Origin of the sequence: Sphingoaurantiacus capsulatus (assembly GCF_042648405.1) — a bacterium.
GTDB classification, from domain to species: domain Bacteria; phylum Pseudomonadota; class Alphaproteobacteria; order Sphingomonadales; family Sphingomonadaceae; genus Sphingoaurantiacus; species Sphingoaurantiacus capsulatus.
The window spans coordinates 828,605-850,102 of the sequence record NZ_JBHRXV010000011.1; the positions used below are offsets into that span (position 1 = coordinate 828,605).

The window sequence follows — 21,498 nt, forward strand, 5'->3', positions numbered from 1 at the left end:
TCACTCCTGCGTGCGTTTGCGCGGCAGACCGCGCGCGGCGAGCTTGCGCTCGAACAATTCATCGGCGGCGCGCACCGCGCGGTCGGCCAGCCGGTCGGCGGTTTCCTGCTTCATCCGGGCGCGCATCTGCGCCTGGCGGATGGTGGCGGCGCGGGCGCGGGCGCTGGCCGCCGAGACGGCGACGGTGGCGCGCGCCTGATCGAGCCGCATCGCGATCTCGCCGCTTGCCGCCAGGCTCGCCCCGGTGGCAACGCCGGGTGCCGGGCTCATGCCGTCGCGCAACGACACCAGCTTGGTCATGCTCGCCTCGAGCGCGGCAACCTGCTGGTTGGCCTTGCTGGTCGCGACCGCGGCGAGGTTGTGCTGCAGCGCCCTCACCCGCGCGAAGCGCAGCGTCTTGGCGACGGCGCGCTTCATGCGGCGAACATTTCGGTAAGCGCGCCCGCCGATCCGGCGAAGTCGAGTTTCTCGCCCGGCTTCTGCTTCAGAAAGCCGAGCAGATCGGGCCGCCGCGCGATCGCCTGATCGACCAGCGGATCGCCGCCGGCGGTGTAGGCGCCCATCAGGATGAGGTCGCGATTCTCCTCATAGGCCGACCACAGCCGGCGATAGACGCCCGCCGCCGCCATCTGCTCGGGCGAGGCGATATCGGCCATGACGCGGCTCAGCGAGCGGCCGATGTCGATCGCCGGATAGACGCCCTGCTCGCCGAGGGTGCGCGACAGGATGATGTGGCCGTCGACGATGGCGCGGGCGCTGTCGACGATCGGGTCGTCGAGGTCGTCGCCGTCGGCGAGCACGGTATAGATGGCGGTGATCGAGCCGCCGGTGCGCGCGTCGGCGCCGGCACGCTCGGCGAGGCGCGGGATCAGGCCGAATACCGAGGGCGGATAGCCCTTCACCGTGGGCGGCTCGCCGAGCGACAGCCCGATTTCGCGTTGCGCATGCGCGACGCGCGTCAGGCTGTCGATCATCAGCATGACCTTCTTGCCCTGCGCGCGGAAATATTCGGCGATGGCCGTGGCGCGCATCGCGCCGCGCAGGCGCAGCAACGGCGTATGGTCGGCGGGCACCGCAACGACGACGGTGCGCGCGCGCACCTTCGGCGGCAGCTTGGTCGCGAGGAAGTCGCTGACTTCGCGGCTACGCTCGCCGATCAGGCCGATGACGTTGATCTCGGCCTCCGAGCCGCCGAGCATCTGGCCCATCAGCACCGACTTGCCGACGCCCGAGCCGGCGACGAGCGCGATACGCTGGCCGACACCGGCGGTGAGCAGCGCGTTGACCGCGCGAACGCCGACGTCGAACGGCTGGGTGACGCGGTCACGATCGAGCGGATTGCCGGGCTTGCCTTCGAGCGGCCAGCGATCGCTGGTCGGGATCGGGCCGAAGCCATCGAGCGGATCGCCGAGCGCATCGACGACCCGGCCGAGCAGCGCATTGCCGACGCCGACCATCGCGCCGCTGGCGTCGGGCATCACGCCGCTGCCCGCGATATGCGCGCCGGCGGAATCGAGCGGCATCAGCAGCGTTTTCTCGCCGCGAAAGCCGACGACCTCGGCACGGCCGCCGGTGGCGGTCAGCTTGACGCCGCTGCCGATCGGCAGGTCGAGGCCGACCGCTTCCATGGTGAGGCCGTCATAGGACATGAGACGCCCGACGCGGCGCGGGGCCACCTCGGTCACGTCGAGACGCGACAGGATCGCGCCGGCGCGGTCGACGAGCGAGCTCATCGCGCCGCCAGATTGTCGAGCTGCGCCCGCAGCCGCTCGAGGCGAACGGCGGGGCCGTCCTCGATCCAGCCCTTGCCCCATTCGAGGCGCAGCGCGCCCCGCTCGATGGTGGCATCACCGACGACTTCGACGGGAACGCGGGTCCGCGCGAACAGCGGTAGATCCTCGGGGTTCACCAGCAGGCGCGACGCATCGACTTCCTCGCCGATCAGGCGGGCGGCGGCTTCGGCGCGCTGCACCAAGGTGATCGGGTTGATCGGCACTTCGCCGACGATCTGGTGGACCAGCCGCTCGACGGTGGCGGCGAGCAGCTCGGCGAGCGCATCGGTCGACTGCGGCTTCAACGCGCCGAGCGTTTCAAGGAGCGCGGCGAGCGCCTCGCGCTCCCCCGCCACTTCGGCGTCGACGGTGCGGCAGCCCTGCTCGAAACCATCGGCGAACGCCTGCGCCTGGATCGCCTCGACATCGATCGCCGGGGCGGCAGCCTCATCCGCCGGCGCGTCGGCCTTCGGGCGCGCCGAGCAGCCGAGCGGCGTGTCCCACGCCACGAAGACGTTAGTCGCCGGCTCGGCATAGCTGCGCTCGAGGAACGCGCCTTCGGGGTCGAATGCGCCGCGATCAGACATAGTCGCCGCCGCGGCCGGCGAGCATCAGCGTGCCCTCGTCCGCCATGCGGCGGGCGACGGCGAGCACTTCCTTCTGCGCCTCCAGCACCTCGGCGAGGCGCATCGGGCCGCGTTCGGCCATCTCGTCCTGGATGGTCGAGGCGGCGCGGTTCGACATGCAGCCGAAGATGCGCGCCTTCAGCTTCTCCTCGGCGCCCTTCAGCGCCACCACCAGCACCGCGCCGTCGATCGAGCGCATGAGCAGGCCGAGGTTCTTGTCGTCGCAACCCGACAGGTCGTCGAACACGAACATTTCGTCCTGGATGGTCTGGGCGACATTCTTGTCGTTCTTGGCGATGGCGCGGATGATCCGCTGGTCAGCGCCGGGAACGAGATTATTCATGATCTTCGCCGCCTCGCCGGCCCCGCCGCGCTTGGTCGACGGCGCCGAGGAGCGCGTGACCTCGCAAACGAGCAGCCGCTCGAGATCGTCGAGCGCTTCGGCCGTCACCGGTTGGAGCGTCGCGACGCGGTGAATGACCTCCACCTGCATGACTTGCGGCAGCAGCTGAAGCACGTCGGCGGCATTGGGCGCATCGAGGTGCGACAGCACCAGCGCCGCGACCTGCGGATGCTCATGCTCGATCAGGTCGGCGATGGTCTTGGGCGCCATCCAGCGCAGCGCGTCGAGGGCCGGGCTGCGCGCGGACGGGGTGATGCGCGACAGCATTGTTTCGGCCCGTTCGGCGCCGAGCGCGTTCTCCATCACCGCGCGGATGCGGCCGGCGGCGCCGAAGCCGATCGTCGTCGCCTTGCGGGCGCGGCCGATGAAGGTGTCGAAGACGTCCTCGACCTGATGCTCGGAGATGTCGGTCAGCCCGAACACGGCGGAGCCGAGCTGCTGCACCTCGGCCGGGTCGAGATGGCTCAGCAGCTCGGCTGCCTCGCCATCGTCGAGGACCATGAGGAGGACGGCCGCAGCCTCAGGCCCCTGCGGGAGCCCCGAAAGCGCACTCTCAACCAACTTTGGATACTCCCTCGGACTTGCCGGCCTTCAGCAGGTCGCGGACGACCAGCGCCGCGCGGGCCGGATTTTCGCGGACGAAATTGCGGATGAGGACCGCGCGGGCCTCGTAGCTGGGCGCGGCCTCGATCATGCTGAGCGTGACGTCGGCCGGATCGGGACGCGGGCGCTGCGCGAGAGCGGCGGCCAGTTCCTTCTCCATCGACGCGGCGATCTTCGCCGCTTCGCTGTCGTTGCGGGCGGCGCCCTTGATGCTGGGCATCGACGGCATGCCGGGCATCATCCCCTTGCGGCGGAGCAGCGGCAGGCCGATGCCGAACACCGCGAGCGCCGCGACGATGACGCCGCCGACCGTGCGGATGGCGGGCGAGATCCAGGTCGCCTCATACCATTGCTCGAGCGCGCTCTCCTCGATCGGCGCGAAGGACAGCGCATTGAGCGCCACCACGTCGCCGCGATCCGCCTTGTAGCCGACGGCGCCCTTCACCAGCGCCTCGATGCTCTGCAGATCCTTCTTCGACAGCGGGTCGCCGCCCTCGGGATTGCGGATCGCGACGGCAACGGTCAGGCGCTGGATGTCGCCGGTGGGCTTCTTGGTCACCGACACTTCGCGGCCGAGCGCATAGTTGCGCTTGTAGTTGCCCGAACCAGCGAGGCCGGCGCCGCTCAGTTCCTCGGTGCCCGCCGCCTTGGTGTCGACCTTGCCGCCCGGCGCGGCCGCGATGCTCGCCGCGGTCGGCGGCTGGTTCGACATGGCGCCGGGGATGCCGCCGGCTTCCTGCTGGCCGCCCTCGGCGCCGTTCCACGTCCGCTCCTCTCGGGCGAGCGCGGTCGCCGCCTGCGGGAAATCCTCGCGGGTGGCCTGGACTTCCGAAAAATCGATGTCGGCGTGGACCTCGGCAGTGAAATTACCGTGGCCGACGATCGGCGTCAGCAAGGTGGTCAGCGACTGGACGTAGCGCGTTTCGACCGCCTGCTGGATCGCGACCTGGCGATCCGATGCGCTGCTGGCGCTCTGGCCGCTGCCGCTCGACAGCAGCCGGCCGGCCTGATCGACCACCGACACGCTGTCGGGCGCGAGGCCCGGCACCGACGAGGCGACGAGATGGACGATCGCCTGAACCTGGTTGTCGCCAAGCGCGCGACCCGGCGCGAGGCGGATCATCACCGACGCGGCGCGGCGGCTGCGATCCCGCAGGAACACGCTCGGCGTGTCGAGCGCGAGGTGGACGCGGGCGCTCTGCACGGAGTCGATCGCCTCGATGCTGCGGGCGAGGTCGAGTTCCTTGGCGGTGCGGAGCTTTTCACCCTCGACGGCGCGGCTGGCGCCGAGCGGCAGGCTGGAAACGACATCGTCGCCGCCGGGCGACGACTTCGGGAGCCCCTGCGACGCGAGCAGCATGCGCGCCTGATGATAATTGTCCTCGGAGACGGTGATGCCGCCGCCCGAGCTGATCTCATATTCGATGCCCGAGGCGCTCAGCGCCTCGACGACGGCGGCCTTCTCGTTGTCGGCGAGACCGGCGAACATCTCGCGCTGCGGCGGCGCGCTGATCGCCGCCCAGATGAGCGCGCCGAGGCCGACGACGGCCATCAGCATCAGCATCGGCATGGCCTTGACCACCGCCGGCTGCGCGGCGAGGCCCTTGACGGTGCCGAGGAACTCGAGCGGGCTCTTCGCCGAAGAAGCGGTCGCGCCGGGCACGGTGGTAGCGGTGGCAGTGAGCTCGCTCATATCAGACCGGCATGCTCATGATATCCTTGTAGGCGGTCAGGAGCTTGTTCCTGACCTGCAGCGTCGCTTCGAAGCCGATTGAGGCGGTCTGGCGGGCGAGCATCACCGCGGCGATGTCGGTGGTGTCGCCGCGCTCATAGGCTTCGGAGATGGCGGAGGACTTCGACTGGAGGTCGTTGACCTGCTCCAGCGCGCCTTTCATCACGTCGCCGAAGCCGGCGACGCCCTTCGCGTCCTTGGTGTCGGGCGAGGCAAGCTCTGGGCCCGCGGCCGAGGCGCGCTGGAGGGCGCTGTTGCGCTCCAGGATCGCCGACCGCATCGCCAGCAGGCTGTTGGCGTCGATCGCGGTCATTCCGCGCCTCCGAGCCGATAACCAACCATCGTCTTACCCCGTGCTTCGAGAACGTTCGCAAAAGGGGTCGCAAGGGCTGTGCCAAGATTGGTTAAGATGAAGCCGCGCGCGCATCGCCCCTGTGCGCGCCCTCCCATGTGAGCGCCTGCGTCGACGCGCGCGTCAAAAGGCCGACGGTTTCCACAGGCCCCGCCACGTCGGAAAGCCGACGAAGCGGAGGCGCCGAAATTTTCCCGACTAAAGTCTGCAAAGGCCCGGCCGTTACTGGTCTCGTGGCGGAGCTGACGAATGTCTTCGCCTGGGAAGTGGGAGAATTTCGATGACCGTTATCAACACCAATACCGCTGCGCTGCGGGCCCAGAACGGGAGCCGCGTCGCGAACAAGGAACTCGGCACGGCGATGGAGCGCCTGTCGACCGGCAAGCGCATCAACTCGGCGAAGGACGACGCCGCCGGCCTCGCCATCGCCTCCTCGATGACCTCGCAGATCCGTGGCATGAGCCAGGCGATCCGCAACTCGAACGACGGCATCTCGCTGGCGCAGACCGCCGAAGGCGCGCTCGGCGAAGTGTCGAACATGCTGCAGCGGGTTCGCGAGCTGGCCGTCCAGTCTTCGTCGGGCACCTACAGCACCACCGACCGCGCCAACCTCGACGCCGAAGTCGATGAGCTGCGTCTGCAGATCGACGACGTCCTCACCAACAGCAAGTTCAACGGCGTCACGCTGTTCAGCAAGACCACGGGCACCGACGTGTCGGTGGCCGTCCAGACCGGCTCGGCCGCGGCGGACAAGGTCACGCTGACGGTGAAGGCGATCGACGGCACCAACCTGACGGCGGCCGGCCTCGACGTGACGTCGGCCACGGCGGCGGGCACGACGATCACCAACGTCGATGCGCTGATGACGGCGGTGAACACCACCCGCGCCACGCTCGGCGCCGGCCAGAGCCGCCTGGAGTCGGTGGTCAACAACCTGACCAACAACGTCACCAACCTGTCCGACGCCCGCTCGCGGATCGAAGACGCCGACTTCTCGTCGGAGACGACCAAGCTGGCGAAGGCGCAGGTGCTCAGCCAGGCTTCGACGGCGATGCTCGCCCAGGCCAACCAGAGCGCCCAGGGCGTGATGAGCCTGCTCCGCTAAACCAAGCGAAGCTTGAAAAGATGAACCCCGCCGTGGCGACACGGCGGGGTTTTTCTTTGCTTAGATACCGAGGCGGCGAATGACTTCGGCCGCGGGCAGGTTCGGATCGGTGAGCGGATTCTCGCCGTTGACCTGCGCGTACCATTGCCGCGCGCCATCGCTGCGCGGCGCCTTCCAATAGTCGAGCCCGACCGAGGGCGGACGCTGCCCCCTCACCCAGTCGACCTCGAACAGCGCATCGACCTTGGCGGTCGTATCGAGCGTGCGGTTCTCTTTCGCCGCATCCTCGGGCGCAGGCGGCACGTCGGGGCTGGTGGTGTAGGCGATAAGGCCGACCTGCATGAACGGGTTCATCTCCATGCGGTAGAAGCGGTCGCGCAGCTGCCAGGGGCCGCCGCCGTCGGGCCGGGCGAGCGCGAACAGCGCGGTGCCGACGCGCACCAGCCGCAGCTCGACCCAGCCGCCGGGGAACGGCCGCAACTTCAGCGACGAATAGCTGTTGTAGGTGCCCTTGGTCTCGATCATCGGCTTGCCGGCCTCATGGCCGACGCCGGCGGTGATGAAGTGCCAGTTCTCGCGCCGTGGCTCCCAATTCTTTTCGGTCATGCCGTTGGGCAGCCGCGCCATCAGCCCGCCGAGCGACCAGGTGCCGCCGGCGATCGGCCCGTCCTTGCCGCGCATGCGGACGCGCGCGCGGATGTCGAAGTCGCCCTCGACGGTCTTGAACAGGAAGGGCGCGTTGAGGTCGCGCACCCAGGCGCCGTGGTAGGGCTCCAGGTGGAGCGCGCCGGCGGTCGAGGTGCCGACATCGAGCGCCTTCAGCTTGTTGGGCCAGCCGTAGCGGTCGTGGAAGATTTGCCAGTCGGCGCTAAGCGCCTTGCCGTCGAACTCATCGCCGAACGCCTCGGGGGCGACCGGCGCCGGTGGCGGCGATGGAGGTGCTGCGGCCAGCAGGAAGGGAAGCGTCGCGGCGAGTGCCGCGCGGCGCAGGATGGTGATGGTCATGGAAGCCCCCGCAATGCGATCGACGGATCGCTGCGATGGCTAGATCAGCGCCGCTTTGCCTCGAAGCGGGCGACGACGAACGGGTCAGCCGTTCGACGAATGGCATTGGCGATCGACGAGAGCGGTCCCCCTCCCCCCACCCGTCATCCTGACGAAAGTCAGGATGACGGACTCTCCTTTAGGCGAGCGCGGAGCGGCGCCGATCAACGCCAGCCGGCGAGCTTTTCGCGCAGGCGGTCGGTGGCGGCTTTCTTCAGCTGGCAGACGCGGGCGGCGCCGACGTCGAGGACCTGGCCGATTTCCTCGAGGTTCATCTCCTCGACGAAATAGAGCTGCAGCACCATCGCCTCGCGCTCGGGCAGTTCGCCGATGCAGCGGGCGAGCGCGACCTTCATCGCGTTCTTCTCGAGCGTGGCGTCGGCGAGTTCCTCCTCGTCGGCGAACCACATCGACTGGTCCGAATAGAGATCGTCGATCGAATTATGCTGCGCCGCCTGGCTGCTATCGACCAGTTCGCGATACGCGGCGGGCGCCAGCTGCATCTCGGCGGCCATCTCGGCTTCGCCCGGCGCGCGGCCGAGGCGGTTTTCGAGGCGCGCGCGGACGGCGGCCAGCTCGCGGCGGCGGACCATCGCCGAGCGGCAGATGGTGGCCTGCCGGCGCAGATGATCGATCATCGCGCCGCGGATGCGGATGGTGGCGTAGGTGGCGAAGGCGTGGCCCTGGTCCTGATAGGAGTTGGCGGCCTCGACCAGCGCAACCATGCCGATCTGGATGAGATCCTCGACCTCGATCGCCGAGGCGACGCTGCCGTGGACATGCCAGGCGATCTTGCGGACCAGCGGCATATGCTGCCGGGCCAGCACCTCGGGGTTCGGGCGCATCGCCGGCCGCCGATGATAGGTCATCGGGGCGTCGATGGGATCACTGAGCGCCATTCACGGCCTCCATGAGAGAATAGGCGTTGCGATCGGTCATGCCGCCAACTCCTGGTGCGAGAGCTGCGGAGCACCGCCGCCGCCGATCACCGCCACCACCTCGACGGGCTTGCCGTCGGGGATTTCGAGGAAGGAGAGCACCGGCACGTCGCGCAGGTGCGGCGCCAAGAGCCGTGCAAGTGCGCGGCGCGCCACCGGCGAGGTGACGATGGCGAAGCGCTGCGCCTGCGACAGCAGCGGCCCCGCCGCCTCGCCGACCGCCTGAACGATTCGCTGGCCGAGCGCCGGCTCGATCGGGTGCGCCGCGCCCTGCCCCGCCCGGATCGCCTGATGGATCAGGCTTTCGAGGCCGGCGTCGAGCGTCAGCACCGGCAGCGGCATGCGGATCGGCACCACCGTCTGGACGATGAGCGCGCCGATGCGGTGGCGCACGCCTTCGAGCAGGCGGATCGGATCGGCGTCCTCCGCCGCCGCGTCGACCATCGCCTCGGCGATGCGACGGAAATCCTTCAGCGGCACGCCTTCGGCGAGCAGCGCACGGCAGAGCGCGGCGATCGAGGCGAGCGGCAGCGGATTGGGCGTCAGGCCCTGGACGAGCTGCGGCGAGATTTCCTTCAGCGCGTCGAGCAGCTTCTGCGCCTCGTCGAGGCCGAACAGGTCGGCGGCGGTCGTCGCGATGATGTGGTTGAGGTGCGTCGCCACCACCGTCGACGGATCGACGACGGTATAGCCGGCGACGACGGCGTCGGCGCGCTTCGACGGCGAAATCCACACGGCGTCGAGGCCGAAGGTCGGGTCGCGCACCTCGCGTCCCTCGACCTTTTCGAGCGCACCGCCGGCGTCAAGCGCCAGCAGATCCTCCGGCCAGATCTCGTCCTCGCCGGCGACGACGCCGGCGACGGTGATGCGGTAGCTGTTCGGCCCGAGGCCGAGTTCGTCGCGGACGCGGACCAGCGGCACCACGAAGCCCAGCTCCTTCGACAGCTGGCGGCGGATGCCGGTGATGCGCGCCATCAGCGGCGCGCCCTTGCGCTCGTCGACGAGGGAGATGAGGCCGTAGCCGAGCTCGAGGCCGATGATCGCATTGTCGCTGACCTCGTCCCAGCCGATGGCGTTGGGCGACGGCGCGGGGGCGAGATCGACCTCGCTGACGACGGGCTTCGCGGTCTCCGCCTTCCGCAGCTTCCACGCGACATAGCCGGCGAGCGCGGCGGCGGGCAGCACGATCAAATGCGGCATGCCGGGCAGCAGGCCGAGCAGGGTCAGGATGGCGGCGACCGGGATCCAGGCGCGGCTGGAGCCGAACTGGCTGGAGATCTGCGTCGACAGGTCCATCGGCGACGACACGCGCGTGACGATGGAGGCAGCGGCGATCGACAGCAGCAGCGCCGGCACCGAGGCGACGAGCGCGTCGCCGATGGCCAGCAGGATATAGGTCTCGGCGGCTTCCGACAGCGACAGGCCATGGCTCATCGTGCCGAGCACGAGGCCACCGACGATGTTGATGATGAGGATGAGCACGCCCGCGACGGCGTCGCCCTTCACGAACTTCGAGGCGCCGTCCATCGAACCGTAGAAATCGGCCTCGGTCGCGACTTCCTGGCGGCGGTGCTTCGCCTCGTCGGGCGTCAGCAGACCGGCGTTCAAATCGGCGTCGATCGCCATCTGCTTGCCGGGCATGGCGTCGAGGGTGAAGCGCGCCGACACTTCGGCGACGCGGCCCGCGCCCTTGGTGACGACCACGAGGTTGATGATCATCAGGATGAGGAAGACGAAGATACCGACGGCATAGTCGCCGCCGATCAGGAAGTGGCCGAACGCCTCGATGACGTGGCCGGCCGCCGCGGTGCCTTCATGGCCGCTGACCAAGACGACGCGCGTCGAGGCGACGTTCAGGGCGAGGCGCAGCAAGGTCGCGAACAGTAGCACGGTCGGAAAGGACGAGAAGTCGAGCGGCTTGGCGGCGTTCAAGGCCACCATCAACACCGCAAGGCTGATCATGATGTTGAGCGTGAAGCCGACGTCGAGCAGCGCCGCCGGGATCGGCACCACCATCAGCATCACGAGCATCAGCGTGGCGACGGGGAGCACCGCGCCCTTGCTAGCGCTGGCCCACACGCGGAGGTTGATCTTGTTGAGCATCAGGCTCCCATCTCCGCGAGCATCAGGTATGCGAGCTTCGCATATTGCGGGGTCAGCGCGTTGGCCGGCATGGCGCTCGCCGCCGCCGTTGCCGCCGGCCGGATCGGCAGGAATTCATTGGTCGCGAGCTGCATCTGTCCGCCGCTGAAGCCGTCGAGGCGCGGCGCGATCGATGGCAGCGGCGCCGAGCCGCCGATCTTGGCGGCGAAGCGGTCGCGGATTTCGGCGAAGCTCTTCGGTGCGCCGTCGCGATCGTAGAAAACGTTGCGATTGGCGCGCGCCGCCGCCGGCATCAGCGCGGCCGCCGAGGCATCGGGGTTCGCGTCATGCGCGCGCAGGAAATCACTGGCGCCGCCGGCGCCGAGGAAATGCGCGAGATAGAGGTCGACCGATTCAACCGGGCGGCCGAGGCTCGATTCAAGGCTGTCCTGATTGTCGCGCGCGAACTCGGCCGCCATCGAACTGGCGGCGTTCGGGTCTTCGCGCAGGTCGAGGATGGCCTGGCGCAGCTCCGGGTCGGCGACGCTATGGCGGCCGCCGTTGCTGCGGATGGCGTTGGCCGCCCACTCAAGCCCGTGCGCGGCGCCGTGCTTCTTGACGGTGCCGAGCCAGGTCTGGTCGATGAACTGGAAGAGGCCGCTGGCGCTCGACGTGCGCGCCTTCGCCTCGGGGTTGAGGCCGCTTTCGACCTTCGCCTGGTTGAACAGGTAGGAGAAGTCGACGTTCGTCCGGGCCGCGGCATTGCGGATCGCGGACCCGATACGGTCGCGCGAACTGCTGACGCCTTCCCTGAACTCCGTCGGTATCATGACACTCCTCTGGCCTTCAGAGGAGCAATCGCAAGGGGCGTGCCAATCGCCTTAAGCGGCGTTAACGCCCGGCCGGGCTACGCCGCCCGGCCGGTCCGGCCATAGACGACAACATTCTCGCGGCCCCGCGCCGCGGCCAGCGCGTCGATGCGCTGCTGATTGAGGTCCGTCAGAAAATTGACTCGGATGCGCGCCGCTTCCGACAGCGCGTGGATGCGCGCGACGCTGTCCAGCACGCCCGCCTGCCCGTGCCAGGCGCCCTTGGCGCGCACGTCGTCGAGCGCCATGCGGAATGCCTCGATCGCTTCTTCCAGCCCGTCGATATCCTGCGCATCCAGCGCATCGATCAGCGCGTGGTGGCAATCTTCAAGCCGCTGCAGCGAAGCCGGGATCATTCGCTGGCCTGACCGAACTTGACCATCGCGTCGGCGATCTTGTCGGGATCGACCGGATAGCGGCCTTCCGCGATCGCCGCTTTGATGGCCGCCACCTTGGCGTTGTCGACGGGCGCTCCTTGCGCCGCCATGTCCGCCGCCGGGCTGACCGGCGCGCCGACCTGGCTCGGCTGACCGCCGACGGGCGCGGCCTTCGCCGTCGCCGCCGTACGGTCGAGGCTGACGCGCGGCGCGTCGACCCTTCCGAACTGCTTGTCACCAACCGACTTGATCATCTGCTTACCCTTCCGAACCCGGAGGAGAGCGCCCCGGTGGAGCGCGTACCTGCCACTATAACGGCGCGGCCGCGCATCCTTTAATTTTTAGTTGAAACGCGAGACGACGACGCGGCCCGGCGAGTCCACCTGCGCGAAGAAAGGCGTCGCCTTCCCGTCGCCCTTCAGGCGGATGCGGTCGCCCGGCGCGCCGTCCTGCTGCGCCACCGCCACCGTGCTGACGGTGAAGGTGGTGCCGACGGCGACGACCTCGACCTGGTCGCCCTTCTTGATCACCGGCTCCTCCTTCACGCGCGCGGCCGCGGCTGCGGGCGACGCGATCATGGTGCGGGCGAGCGGCACATGGATGCGCCAGCCGATGGCTTCGCATTCGAGCGTGGCGGCGCCGGTGAACGACATCGCGATCATCGGGGCGTTCGGGCAGCTCGCGAGGCGCAGGCGGCGGTCGATCGGCCGCTGCGGGCCGCCGGGCTCGCCGATGCCGGCGCCGACGGCGGCGATGACGCGCGCTTCCAGCTTGTCGAGATCTTCGAAACCGGCGGTCGGCGCGGCCGCCAACGGCGTCGCGATCAACAGGGCCGGCAGAATGAGGTGTCGGAAAAGCGTCACTGCAGCGTGCTCCCACGAAGATTACACGCAAAGAGGCAACAGCCGTGCCAACCGGAAAACCGACACTCGGCGGAACGTCGCGCCCCGAGAGAAAGGGCATGGCGCCGCCAGCTCGCACGCCGATGACCACGCAACTGGCACGCGACTTGCTGGACACCTGACCGATCGGGTCCGTCCGTCGGAATAACGACAGATCGGGCCGCGGATTTAGGAGGAATTTTCAAGATGGCGAACGAAGGCTTGTTCGGGGTGCATGGAGCGGCGCTGTCGCTCCGCTCGCAGCGCCTCTCCATGCTCGCGTCCAACATCGCGAACGCGGCCACGCCCAACTACAAGGCGCGTGACCTCGACTTCGAGACCGCGCTGGCGAGCGTGTCGCGCGGCGGCAGCGCCGAGGACGCGGCGGAAGAAGCGGTGTCGTACCGCATTCCGATCTCGCCCTCGCTCGACGGCAATACCGTCGAACTGTCGACCGAGCAGACGCTGTTTGCCGAGAACGCCGTCCAGTACCGGACGACGCTGTCCTTCCTCGAAGGCCGCATCGGCACCCTCAAGCGCTCGCTGAAGGGAGAGTAAGCGATGTCGGGTCCGATGAACGTCTTCGATATCGCCGGCCGCGCGATGTCCGCGCAGCTCGTGCGCCTCAACACCACCGCGTCGAACCTCGCCAACGCCGGCGCGGTCTCGGGCACCAAGGAAAGCGCCTTCCGCGCGCTGAAGCCGGTGTTCGAGACGGTGACCGAGCGCGACGGCGTCGCCACCGTGCAGGTGAAGCGCGTCGTCCAGGCCGAAATCGAGCCGACCAAGCGCCACGCCGAGGGCCACCCGCTTGCCGACAAGGACGGCTTCGTGTGGGACGCCGCCGTCGACAGCTCGGCCGAGCTGATCGAGATGGTCGAGACCGCGCGCCAGTATCAGAACAACGTTCAGGTCCTGCAGACGGCGAAGACGCTGACGCTCGACACGCTGAGGCTCGGCCAGTGACGACCGTCAACGCCAACGCCGCGGCGAACGCCGCCGCCGCGACCGCGGGCACCGCGTCGAAGGGCGCGGGGTCGATGGACCAGAAGGATTTCCTGCGCCTGATGACGGCGCAGCTGACCACGCAGGACCCGTTCAACCCGGTCGACAACACGCAGATGGTCGCCCAGATGGCGCAATTCTCGCAGGTCGCCGGCATCGCCGAGATGAACGCCAGCCTGAAGAGCCTTGTCGAAGGGATGGGCGGCGGTCGCATTTCCGACGCCGCGAGCTGGATCGGCCGCTCGGTGCTCGCCGAAAGCGACGTGGCGATGCCGCTGAAGGACGGCAGCTTCGCCGGCGAGGCGGTGATCCCAGAGGACGCCGACACCGTATCGATCGCCTATGTGAACGCGCAGGGGGCCATCCTCCACGAGGAAACGCGTGGCGCGACCAAGGCCGGCACCATCCAGTTCAACTGGAACGGCAAGAACGCCGAGGGCGACGCCGTCCCCGGCCCGGTCAAGCTCGTCGTCACTGCCCGCAAGGGCGCCGACCAGCTGCCGACTCCGACCGCCACCTGGGCAACGGTCACCGGCATCCAGTCTCCCGCCAACGGCGGCTCCACCAAGCTTCTGACCAGCGTCGGCTCGCTCGACCCCGCCGACGCGCTGCGTCTCGCCTGATTTCAGAGAGGAACCACCATGTCCTTCTACACCTCGCTTTCCGGCCTCAAGGGCGCCCAGACCGAGCTGGCGACCGTTTCGAACAACATCGCGAACGTCGGGTCGTACGGCTTCAAGAAGAGCCGCACCGAGTTCGGCGACATCATCTCGCCGTCGCGCACCTCGCCGGGCAACGGCACGCGGCTGAAGGCGATCGAGCAGCAGTTCACGCAGGGCGGCTATGAGACCACCTCGCGCGATCTCGACGTCGCCATCGCCGGCAACGGCTTCTTCGTTACCCGCGACGCGATCGCCGGCGGCAACACCATGTTCACCCGCAACGGCAAGCTGACGATCGACGGCGGCTATCTCGTCGATTCGAGCGGCGGCTTCGTTCAGGGCCTGCCCGTCGACCCGGATGGCAACGTGACCGCGACCGGCCTTGCCGCCGCCACCAACATCTCGATCCCGCAGCGCTCGGGCGTGCCGCGCGCCACCACCTCGATCGACCTGCAGGTGACGCTGCCGGCCAACGCCGACCTGCCAGCGAGCCGCGCCATGTATTCGGCGTCAAACCCCTATGCGTTCGATCGCCTCGACCCGAACAGCTACAACCACTCGACGCAGACGGTGGTGTACGACAGCGCCGGCAACAGCTTCCCGGCGACGGTCTACTACACCCGCACCGCCGAGACCCCGACCAGCACCTGGCAGGCCCGCCTGTTCGTGGGCGCCGAGGAGGCCACGCCGTCGCCGGTCACCATGACCTTCGACGCCGGCGGCAATCGCACCGCGCCGACCAGCGCCGTCGCCTTCGGCGCGGTCTATCCGTCGGGCGCCGCCGGGCCGCTCACCATGTCGCTGAGCCTTGGCACCACCAACCAGGCCTCGGGTCCGTTCACCCTGCGCGTCGCCGAGCAGAACGGCGCCTCGGCGGGTACGCTGAGCGATGTCAGCATCGACGAGAACGGTCTCGTCAGCGCCACCTTCTCCAACGGCGAGACGCAGGCGATCGCCAAGCTGGCGATGGCGAACTTCCAGAACCCCGCCGGCCTGAAGCAGCGCGGCGACGCCAGCTGGTCGATCACCGGCGACAGCGGCCAGCCGACTGTCGGTGAGGCGGGCCAGGACGGCATCGGCCGCGTCCAGTCGGGCGCGCTGGAGCGCGCCAACGTCGACATCACCGAAGAGCTCGTCGCGCTGATCTCGGCGCAGCGCAACTTCCAGGCGAACGCCAAGGCCATCGAGACCGGCACGACGATGACCCAGGCGATCATCAACATGCGGAGCTAAACGTGGATAAGGTCGCCTACACCTCCCTCTCCGCGCTGCGCGGGGCGATGCAGCGCCAGGCTGCCATCGCCCACAATCTGGCCAACGCCAGCACCACCGGCTTCCGTGCGGAGATGTCCTCCGTGCGGTCGCTGTGGGTGCAGGGCGGCGGGCTGGAATCGCGCGCACCGGCGGCGGAGGAAGTGGTGGCGGCCGACATGAAGGCGGGCACCATCGCCGAGACCGGCCGCGACCTCGACATCGCGGTCGTCGGCAATCAGCTGATCGCGGTGCAGGGCCCGGAAGGCGACGAGGCCTATACCCGGCGCGGCGACCTGCTGCGCGCCGACACCGGCCTCCTGACCACCGGCGACGGCCATCCCGTCATCGGCAATCAGGGGCCGATCACCCTGCCCCCGGCGGACTCGGTGAAGATCGACCCCGACGGCAAGATCTGGATCGTGCCGGTCGGCGGCGACCCGAACGTGCCGCAGGAAATCGACCGGCTGAAGCTCGCGTCGGCCGACGGCTTCAAGGTGAAGAAGTCGCTCGACGGCCTGTTCCGCGTCGAGGGCGAGTTCGGCACCGTCCTGCCGGGCGACCCGACCGCCAAGCTGCAGCCGAAGAGCCTCGAAGGCTCGAACGTCGACGTCACCAAGGCGCTGGTCGACATGATCGAGGCGAGCCGCGCCTGGGACCAGCAAGTGAAGCTCATCAGCTCGGCGCAGGAGATCGATGTCTCCGCCGTCGACCTGATGCGCCTCGATTGATTTTGAAGGGGTAAGCCATGACCACCGCTGCTCTCCACGTTGCGCGCACGGGCCTCGATGCCCAGGCGGCGCGCATGCGCGTGATCGCCAACAATCTGGCGAACGTGAACACCACGGGCTTCAAGCGCGACCGCGCCCAGTTCGAGACGCTCGCCTACCAGACGATGACCGCCGCCGGCGCGCCGTCGTCGGCCGATGCGAAATATGCGACGGGCAATTCGCTCGGCTCGGGCGTGCAGATGACGGGCACCGCCCGCCTCAACACGCAGGGCGCGCTGTCGACCACCGACAACCCGCTCGACGTGGCGATCGAGGGCGACGGCTTCTTCCAGATCCAGATGCCCGACGGCCGTACCGGCTACACCCGCGCCGGCAACTTCAACCTGTCGGCGGAAGGCCTGCTCGTCACCAACGAGGGCTATGCGGTGCAGCCGCAGATCCAGGTGCCCGAGGGCACTGAATCGATCACGATCGGCAAGGACGGCACCGTCTCGGCGAAGATGCCGGGCGAGACCGAATCGAACACGCTCGGCCAGCTCGAGATCGCGCGCTTCGTCAATCCGGCGGGGCTCGAGGCGGTGGGCAGCAATTTGCTCGTCGAGACCGCCGCGTCGGGCGCCGCGCAGACCGGCGTCGCCGGCCTCGATGGCCGCGGCTCGATCCAGCAGGGCGCGCTCGAAGCGTCGAACGTCAACGTTGTCCAGGAACTGGTCGACATGATCGAGACGCAGCGTGCCTACGAGGTCAGCTCGAAGATGATCACCGCCACCGACGAGATGCTGCGCAATGCCAACCAGAACCTCTAAGTCACTGGCGTTCCTGCCGATCCTGCTGCTCGCCGCCTGCGGTGCGGGCCCGCGGCCGTCGGCGGAATACCGCCCGACGCTGTCGGCACCGGCGCCGGTGCAGCAGGTCGCGACCGGTGCGATCTTCCGCGGCGAGAACGGCTATGCGCCGCTCACCAGCGGCACCCGCGCCTCGATGGTCGGCGATGTGCTGACCATCGCGCTGATCGAGCGCACGCAGGCGTCGAAGTCGAACAGCGCCGGTACCAGCCGGTCGGGCAGCATCGGCCTCACCGGGCCGTCGACCGGCCCGCTCGACTTCTTCAACCCGAGCGACGTCAGCGCCAGCGGCAACCTCGGCTTCAACGGCAAGGGCTCGGCCGAACAGTCGAACACACTGTCGGGCGAGATCACCGTCACCGTCGCCGAAGTCTATCCGAACGGCACGATGCTGGTGCGCGGCGAGAAGCTGGTCACGCTCAACCGCGGCGACGAGTTCATCCGCATCTCCGGGCTCGTCCGCCCGCAGGATGTGACCACCGACAACCGCGTCGCCTCCAGCCGCGTCGCCGACGCGCGCATCACCTATTCGGGCAGCGGCGAGATCGCCGTGGCCAGCCGCCAGGGCTGGCTCCAGCGCTTCTTCACCGCGCTCAGTCCCTTTTAAGGATACTCCATGCGCTTCGTTCGCCAGCTGCTGATCCTCCTCGCCGCCATCGCCGTCACGGCGCCGGCGCAGGCGGAGCGCATCAAGGACATCGGCGCCTTCCAGGGGCTGCGCGCCAACCAGCTGACCGGCTACGGCATCGTCGTCGGCCTGGCCGGCACCGGCGACGACAGCCTCGACTATGCGACGCAGGGGTTGAAGGGCGTCACCTCGCGCTTCGGGCTGACCCTGCCGCCGGGGGTGAACCCCGCGGTGAAGAACGCCGCCGCGGTGATGATCACCGCCGAGCTGCCGCCCTTCGCCAAGCCCGGCCAGCGCCTCGACGTCACCGTCTCGGCGATGGGCAAGGCGAAGTCGCTGCGCGGCGGCACCCTCATCATGAGCCCGCTGCGCGGCGCCGACGGGCAGATCTATGCGATGGCGCAGGGCAACCTCGCGGTCGGCGGCCTTGGCATCGAGGCGGCGGACGGCTCCAACGTTTCGGTCAACATCCCGTCCGCCGGCCGCATCCCGGGCGGCGCCTCGGTCGAGCGTGAGGTCGAAGCCGGCTTCGCCACCACGCCGCACCTGATGTTCAACCTCGCCGACGCCGACCTCACCACCGCGCGCCGCGTCGCGCAGGCGATCGACAGCGCCATGGGCGGCGGCACCGCGCAGGCGATCGACGCCGTGTCGATCCGCATCCAGGCCGCCCCCGGCGCCGAGACGCGAACCGCGCTGATGAGCATTATCGAGAATTTGAGCGTCGAACCGGCGGCGGCACCTGCCCGCGTCATCGTCAACGCGCGCACCGGCACCGTCGTCATCAACGGACAGGTCCGCATCGCACCCGCCGCGGTCAGCCACGGCAAGCTCACCGTCTCCGTCACCGAACGCCCGCAAGTCGTTCAGCCGGAGCCCTTTTCGCGCGGCCAGACCGCGATGGAGCAGCGCAGCTCGATCGACGTGCAGGAAGAGGCGCGGCCGATGTTCGCCTTTGCTCCCGGCGCCTCGCTCGGCGAGATCGTCAAGGCGGTGAACGCCATCGGCGCCACCCCGTCCGACCTCGTCGCCATCCTGGAGGCGCTGAAGCAGGCGGGCGCGATGAAGGCGGAGCTCGTCGTCCTGTGATCGGCAAGCTCGCTCCTGTCGCCGGCGCGACGCCTGGCAAGCCCGAGGACAAGCAGCGCGCCAAGCTGGTCGAGGCCGCCAAGGCGTTCGAGGCGGTGTTCGTGCGCCAGATGATCGGGTCGATGCGGCAGGCGAAGCTCGCCGACGACATCTTCGGCAGCCCGTCCACCGACCAGTTCCGCGAAATGCAGGACGCGCAGTTCGCCGACGAGATGGCGAACAAGGGCGGGCTCGGCGTTGCCGAAATGTTAATAAAGCAGTTCGATAAGCAGGTCGGAAAATGAGCGACCTTCTCTCCATCGGCCTGAGCGGCGTTTCCGCCTATCGCACCGCGCTCGCCGCGGTCGGCGACAACGTCGCCAATGCCGAGGTGGAGGGCTACTCGCGCCGGTCGGTTCGCCTGACCGAAGCCGGCATCATCGGCGACGAGGCGATCGGCCAGCCGGCCGGGCTGCGCTTCACCGGCGTCAAGGCGACTTCGGTCGACCGCGCGTGGGACGATTTTCAGGCGGCGGAATCGCGCCTGTCGGCGTCGGCCGACGGCCGCGCCAGCACCCGCGCTTATTGGCTCGGCCAGGTCGAGAGCAAGCTTGGCTTTGGCGAGCTGAGCGTCGGCAGCCGGGTCGGCGCCTTCTTCAACAGCGCCACCGCGCTCGCCGCCAATCCCAAGGACACGCTCGGCCGTGCCGCGATGCTGTCGTCGCTGAATGACGCAGCGACGACGATCCGCACTACGGCCGAAGGGCTGAAGTCGGCCGCGGCGGGCATCCAGGCTTCGGCAACGCGCGAGGTCGATGTGCTGAATGGCGACCTCGAGGCGCTGTCGCGGATGAACGTCGCGCTGCTGCAGGGCCGCCCGGGCAGCAGCAGCTACGCCTCCGCGCAGGACGAGCGCGACCGCATCATCGACCGCATCGCGCAGCAGGTCGACGTGAAGGTCGAGCTGGGCAGCGACGGCACCGCCACGCTGAAGCTGGCCGGCGCGTCGAACGTCACCCTGCTCGACCCGGCGGGGCGTGGCCTTGTCGTCGTCAACGCCGCGGCCGACGGGCGGCTGTCGCTGTCGATCGCGCGCGGCGACAATCTCGATCCGCTGCCGGTGAGCGGCGGCAAGCTCGCCGGCCTCGTCGACGTGTCCAGCTCGACCGCCGCCAAGCGCGGCGAGCTCGATGCGCTGGCGACGAAGCTGGTCGCCGACATCAACACATGGTCCGCCGCCGGCCGCGATCTCGCGGGCAATCCGGGCGGGCCGATGCTGGCGATCACCGCGGGCGCGATCTCGCTGCAGGTGGTGATGACCGACCCGTCGGCGGTCGCCGCCGCGTCATCGACCAGCGACAATGGCAATCTTCTCGACATCAACTCGCTGCGCGGCACCGACGGCGTCGAGGCGAAATGGGCGGCGCTGGTCGCCGGCTCGTCGCAGGCGACGGCGTCGGCGAAGTCGGAATCTGCCGCCGCCGCGACCAAGCGCGACCAGGCCTTCGCCGCCCGCGACGAGACCTCGGGCATCGACCTCGACCGCGAGGCTGCCGAACTGCTGCGCTTCCAGCAGGCGTACGGCGCCAGCACGCGCATCATCCAGGTGGCGCGCGAAACGCTCCAGTCCATCCTCGACCTGTTCTGAAGGCCCGCGCCATGATCAGCGCCACCCGCTATCGCCTCACCGCCGAGATCAACCGCCAGGTGAAGCTCGGCAACGAAATCGCCCGCACGCAGGTCGAGATCTCGACCGGCAAGCGCATCCTCGCGCCGTCGGACGACCCGACCGGCGCGGCGCTCGTCTCCGAGTTGGCGCGCACGCAGGCCGAGGAAGCGACCTGGCTGCGCAATCTCGGCACCGCGCGCACGCTTTCCGATCGCGCCGACACCGCGCTCACCTCGGTGGCGAACAACCTCGACCGCGCCAACGAGCTGCTGATCTCCGCCGCCTCGGGCACGCTGTCCGCCGAGAACCGCGCGACCATCGCCGCCGAGCTGAAGGCGATCGCCGAGGATATCGCCAGCCTCGCCGACACGCGCGACGCACTGGGCGGTGAGCTGTTCCGCACCGGATCGCCGCTCGAAATCCCGGTCATCGCCGGCGGCACCATCGTTCCCGTCGCGTCGCGCGCCGAAGTGTTCGGCGGGGTGCCCGCCTCGGGCGGGCCGACCGACATCGTCACCATCCTCAACAATGCTGCCGCGGCGATCGTCGATCCCGACCCCGCCGCGCGCAAGGCGGGCACCGACACCGCGCTGACCGACCTGCCGATCGCCATCGATCACATCACCAGCGCCCGCGGCGAGCTCGGCGCGCGCGCCAACCGCATCGAGCGGCTTACCGAGCAGCTCGAAACCTCGGCGATCGAGCTCGAAGACCAGCGCGGCGAGATCGAGGGCGTCGATTTGACCGAGGCGATCGCCAAGCTGCAGGCCAAGCAGGTCAGCCTGCAGGCCGCGCAGATGGTGCTCGCGCAGACCGGCAAGACCTCGCTGTTCGACCTGATCCGCTAAACTTCAC

25 protein-coding genes are annotated in these 21,498 nt (G+C 69.0%); 12 read left to right on the top strand and 13 right to left on the bottom strand.

Annotated features, from left to right (window positions below; translation table 11 throughout):
- Genes ACFOMD_RS16245 through fliE form a run of 6 tightly spaced genes read right to left on the bottom strand, consistent with a single transcriptional unit; the run spans position 1 to position 5,449 of the window.
- Complete coding sequence (locus tag ACFOMD_RS16245; protein WP_380863261.1) at positions 1 to 417, bottom strand: hypothetical protein; 417 nt, start codon at positions 415 to 417, stop codon at positions 1 to 3.
- Positions 414 to 1,733: a FliI/YscN family ATPase gene (locus ACFOMD_RS16250; RefSeq protein ID WP_380863263.1), complete on the bottom strand. Its 1,320-nt coding sequence runs from the start codon at positions 1,731 to 1,733 to the stop codon at positions 414 to 416. Before ACFOMD_RS16250 ends, ACFOMD_RS16245 begins: the two co-directional genes overlap by 4 nt.
- Complete coding sequence (locus ACFOMD_RS16255) at positions 1,730 to 2,359, bottom strand: FliH/SctL family protein (RefSeq protein WP_380863265.1); 630 nt, start codon at positions 2,357 to 2,359, stop codon at positions 1,730 to 1,732. The genes ACFOMD_RS16250 and ACFOMD_RS16255 overlap by 4 nt, the downstream gene beginning before the upstream one ends.
- Positions 2,352 to 3,362, bottom strand: coding sequence for a flagellar motor switch protein FliG (fliG, locus tag ACFOMD_RS16260; RefSeq protein WP_380863267.1), 1,011 nt, complete (start codon positions 3,360 to 3,362; stop codon positions 2,352 to 2,354). Before fliG ends, ACFOMD_RS16255 begins: the two co-directional genes overlap by 8 nt.
- Complete coding sequence (gene fliF, locus ACFOMD_RS16265; RefSeq protein ID WP_380863269.1) at positions 3,355 to 5,097, bottom strand: flagellar basal-body MS-ring/collar protein FliF; 1,743 nt, start codon at positions 5,095 to 5,097, stop codon at positions 3,355 to 3,357. Before fliF ends, fliG begins: the two co-directional genes overlap by 8 nt.
- Position 5,098: 1 nt before the next feature.
- Entirely contained in the window at positions 5,099 to 5,449 is a 351-nt protein-coding gene (fliE, locus tag ACFOMD_RS16270; RefSeq protein WP_380863271.1) for a flagellar hook-basal body complex protein FliE, read from the bottom strand.
- Positions 5,450 to 5,768: 319 nt separating this feature from the next.
- Between fliE and ACFOMD_RS16275 the strand changes: the two genes are divergently transcribed.
- A complete protein-coding gene (locus ACFOMD_RS16275; RefSeq protein WP_380863273.1) occupies positions 5,769 to 6,593 on the top strand; it encodes a flagellin N-terminal helical domain-containing protein in 825 nt (274 codons plus the stop codon).
- A 60-nt stretch (positions 6,594 to 6,653) separates the two neighbouring features.
- Here ACFOMD_RS16275 and ACFOMD_RS16280 read toward each other — a convergent pair whose 3' ends face one another.
- From ACFOMD_RS16280 to ACFOMD_RS16310, 7 genes are all read right to left on the bottom strand, one after another.
- Positions 6,654 to 7,598, bottom strand: a complete 945-nt coding sequence (locus ACFOMD_RS16280) for a hypothetical protein (RefSeq protein ID WP_380863275.1) — start codon at positions 7,596 to 7,598, stop codon at positions 6,654 to 6,656.
- A 203-nt stretch (positions 7,599 to 7,801) separates the two neighbouring features.
- Positions 7,802 to 8,506 carry a sigma-70 family RNA polymerase sigma factor gene (locus tag ACFOMD_RS16285; protein WP_380863476.1) on the bottom strand — a complete coding sequence of 235 codons (705 nt, stop codon included), beginning with the start codon at positions 8,504 to 8,506 and terminating at the stop codon, positions 7,802 to 7,804.
- Positions 8,507 to 8,572: 66 nt separating this feature from the next.
- Positions 8,573 to 10,678, bottom strand: coding sequence for a flagellar biosynthesis protein FlhA (gene flhA, locus ACFOMD_RS16290; protein ID WP_380863277.1), 2,106 nt, complete (start codon positions 10,676 to 10,678; stop codon positions 8,573 to 8,575).
- Positions 10,678 to 11,487, bottom strand: a complete 810-nt coding sequence (locus ACFOMD_RS16295) for a transglycosylase SLT domain-containing protein (RefSeq protein WP_380863279.1) — start codon at positions 11,485 to 11,487, stop codon at positions 10,678 to 10,680. The genes flhA and ACFOMD_RS16295 overlap by 1 nt, the downstream gene beginning before the upstream one ends.
- Positions 11,488 to 11,564: 77 nt before the next feature.
- On the bottom strand, positions 11,565 to 11,882 hold the full coding sequence (locus ACFOMD_RS16300) for a hypothetical protein (RefSeq protein ID WP_380863281.1): 318 nt from the start codon (positions 11,880 to 11,882) through the stop codon (positions 11,565 to 11,567).
- Complete coding sequence (gene flgM, locus ACFOMD_RS16305; protein ID WP_380863283.1) at positions 11,879 to 12,157, bottom strand: flagellar biosynthesis anti-sigma factor FlgM; 279 nt, start codon at positions 12,155 to 12,157, stop codon at positions 11,879 to 11,881. Before flgM ends, ACFOMD_RS16300 begins: the two co-directional genes overlap by 4 nt.
- Before the next feature lie 87 nt (positions 12,158 to 12,244).
- Complete coding sequence (locus tag ACFOMD_RS16310) at positions 12,245 to 12,766, bottom strand: flagella basal body P-ring formation protein FlgA (protein WP_380863285.1); 522 nt, start codon at positions 12,764 to 12,766, stop codon at positions 12,245 to 12,247.
- Between the two features lie 225 nt (positions 12,767 to 12,991).
- On the opposite strand from ACFOMD_RS16310, the gene flgB reads away from it, so the two are divergent.
- From flgB to ACFOMD_RS16365, 11 genes are read left to right on the top strand one after another with little or no spacing between them, the layout of a single operon-like run.
- A complete protein-coding gene (gene flgB / locus ACFOMD_RS16315) occupies positions 12,992 to 13,342 on the top strand; it encodes a flagellar basal body rod protein FlgB (protein ID WP_380863287.1) in 351 nt (116 codons plus the stop codon).
- 3 nt (positions 13,343 to 13,345) lie between these two features.
- Complete coding sequence (gene flgC, locus ACFOMD_RS16320; RefSeq protein ID WP_380863289.1) at positions 13,346 to 13,750, top strand: flagellar basal body rod protein FlgC; 405 nt, start codon at positions 13,346 to 13,348, stop codon at positions 13,748 to 13,750.
- Positions 13,747 to 14,412, top strand: a complete 666-nt coding sequence (locus ACFOMD_RS16325) for a flagellar hook assembly protein FlgD (RefSeq protein WP_380863291.1) — start codon at positions 13,747 to 13,749, stop codon at positions 14,410 to 14,412. Before flgC ends, ACFOMD_RS16325 begins: the two co-directional genes overlap by 4 nt.
- 18 nt (positions 14,413 to 14,430) lie before the next feature.
- A complete protein-coding gene (locus tag ACFOMD_RS16330; RefSeq protein WP_380863293.1) occupies positions 14,431 to 15,684 on the top strand; it encodes a flagellar hook protein FlgE in 1,254 nt (417 codons plus the stop codon).
- 2 nt (positions 15,685 to 15,686) lie between these two features.
- A complete protein-coding gene (locus ACFOMD_RS16335; RefSeq protein WP_380863295.1) occupies positions 15,687 to 16,433 on the top strand; it encodes a flagellar basal body rod protein FlgF in 747 nt (248 codons plus the stop codon).
- A 17-nt stretch (positions 16,434 to 16,450) separates the two neighbouring features.
- A complete protein-coding gene (gene flgG, locus ACFOMD_RS16340; protein ID WP_380863297.1) occupies positions 16,451 to 17,239 on the top strand; it encodes a flagellar basal-body rod protein FlgG in 789 nt (262 codons plus the stop codon).
- Complete coding sequence (locus ACFOMD_RS16345) at positions 17,220 to 17,885, top strand: flagellar basal body L-ring protein FlgH (RefSeq protein WP_380863299.1); 666 nt, start codon at positions 17,220 to 17,222, stop codon at positions 17,883 to 17,885. Before flgG ends, ACFOMD_RS16345 begins: the two co-directional genes overlap by 20 nt.
- A 9-nt stretch (positions 17,886 to 17,894) precedes the next feature.
- On the top strand, positions 17,895 to 18,995 hold the full coding sequence (locus tag ACFOMD_RS16350; protein ID WP_380863301.1) for a flagellar basal body P-ring protein FlgI: 1,101 nt from the start codon (positions 17,895 to 17,897) through the stop codon (positions 18,993 to 18,995).
- Positions 18,992 to 19,279, top strand: coding sequence for a rod-binding protein (locus tag ACFOMD_RS16355; protein ID WP_380863303.1), 288 nt, complete (start codon positions 18,992 to 18,994; stop codon positions 19,277 to 19,279). The genes ACFOMD_RS16350 and ACFOMD_RS16355 overlap by 4 nt, the downstream gene beginning before the upstream one ends.
- Complete coding sequence (gene flgK, locus ACFOMD_RS16360) at positions 19,276 to 20,622, top strand: flagellar hook-associated protein FlgK (protein ID WP_380863305.1); 1,347 nt, start codon at positions 19,276 to 19,278, stop codon at positions 20,620 to 20,622. Before ACFOMD_RS16355 ends, flgK begins: the two co-directional genes overlap by 4 nt.
- Positions 20,623 to 20,633: 11 nt before the next feature.
- Entirely contained in the window at positions 20,634 to 21,491 is an 858-nt protein-coding gene (locus ACFOMD_RS16365) for a flagellin N-terminal helical domain-containing protein (RefSeq protein ID WP_380863307.1), read from the top strand.
- Positions 21,492 to 21,498: the final 7 nt, after the last annotated feature.

Coding starts and splice junctions, on each gene's coding strand:
- ACFOMD_RS16245 (WP_380863261.1), bottom strand. CDS start 417: ATGAAGCGCGCCGTCGCCAAGACGCTGCGCTTCGCGCGGGTGAGGGCG.
- ACFOMD_RS16250 (WP_380863263.1), bottom strand. CDS start 1,733: ATGAGCTCGCTCGTCGACCGCGCCGGCGCGATCCTGTCGCGTCTCGAC.
- ACFOMD_RS16255 (WP_380863265.1), bottom strand. CDS start 2,359: ATGTCTGATCGCGGCGCATTCGACCCCGAAGGCGCGTTCCTCGAGCGC.
- fliF (WP_380863269.1), bottom strand. CDS start 5,097: ATGAGCGAGCTCACTGCCACCGCTACCACCGTGCCCGGCGCGACCGCT.
- fliE (WP_380863271.1), bottom strand. CDS start 5,449: ATGACCGCGATCGACGCCAACAGCCTGCTGGCGATGCGGTCGGCGATC.
- ACFOMD_RS16275 (WP_380863273.1), top strand. CDS start 5,769: ATGACCGTTATCAACACCAATACCGCTGCGCTGCGGGCCCAGAACGGG.
- ACFOMD_RS16280 (WP_380863275.1), bottom strand. CDS start 7,598: ATGACCATCACCATCCTGCGCCGCGCGGCACTCGCCGCGACGCTTCCC.
- ACFOMD_RS16285 (WP_380863476.1), bottom strand. CDS start 8,506: ATGACCTATCATCGGCGGCCGGCGATGCGCCCGAACCCCGAGGTGCTG.
- flhA (WP_380863277.1), bottom strand. CDS start 10,678: ATGCTCAACAAGATCAACCTCCGCGTGTGGGCCAGCGCTAGCAAGGGC.
- ACFOMD_RS16295 (WP_380863279.1), bottom strand. CDS start 11,487: ATGATACCGACGGAGTTCAGGGAAGGCGTCAGCAGTTCGCGCGACCGT.
- ACFOMD_RS16300 (WP_380863281.1), bottom strand. CDS start 11,882: ATGATCCCGGCTTCGCTGCAGCGGCTTGAAGATTGCCACCACGCGCTG.
- flgM (WP_380863283.1), bottom strand. CDS start 12,157: ATGATCAAGTCGGTTGGTGACAAGCAGTTCGGAAGGGTCGACGCGCCG.
- flgB (WP_380863287.1), top strand. CDS start 12,992: ATGGCGAACGAAGGCTTGTTCGGGGTGCATGGAGCGGCGCTGTCGCTC.
- flgC (WP_380863289.1), top strand. CDS start 13,346: ATGTCGGGTCCGATGAACGTCTTCGATATCGCCGGCCGCGCGATGTCC.
- ACFOMD_RS16330 (WP_380863293.1), top strand. CDS start 14,431: ATGTCCTTCTACACCTCGCTTTCCGGCCTCAAGGGCGCCCAGACCGAG.
- flgG (WP_380863297.1), top strand. CDS start 16,451: ATGACCACCGCTGCTCTCCACGTTGCGCGCACGGGCCTCGATGCCCAG.
- ACFOMD_RS16345 (WP_380863299.1), top strand. CDS start 17,220: ATGCCAACCAGAACCTCTAAGTCACTGGCGTTCCTGCCGATCCTGCTG.
- ACFOMD_RS16350 (WP_380863301.1), top strand. CDS start 17,895: ATGCGCTTCGTTCGCCAGCTGCTGATCCTCCTCGCCGCCATCGCCGTC.
- flgK (WP_380863305.1), top strand. CDS start 19,276: ATGAGCGACCTTCTCTCCATCGGCCTGAGCGGCGTTTCCGCCTATCGC.
- ACFOMD_RS16365 (WP_380863307.1), top strand. CDS start 20,634: ATGATCAGCGCCACCCGCTATCGCCTCACCGCCGAGATCAACCGCCAG.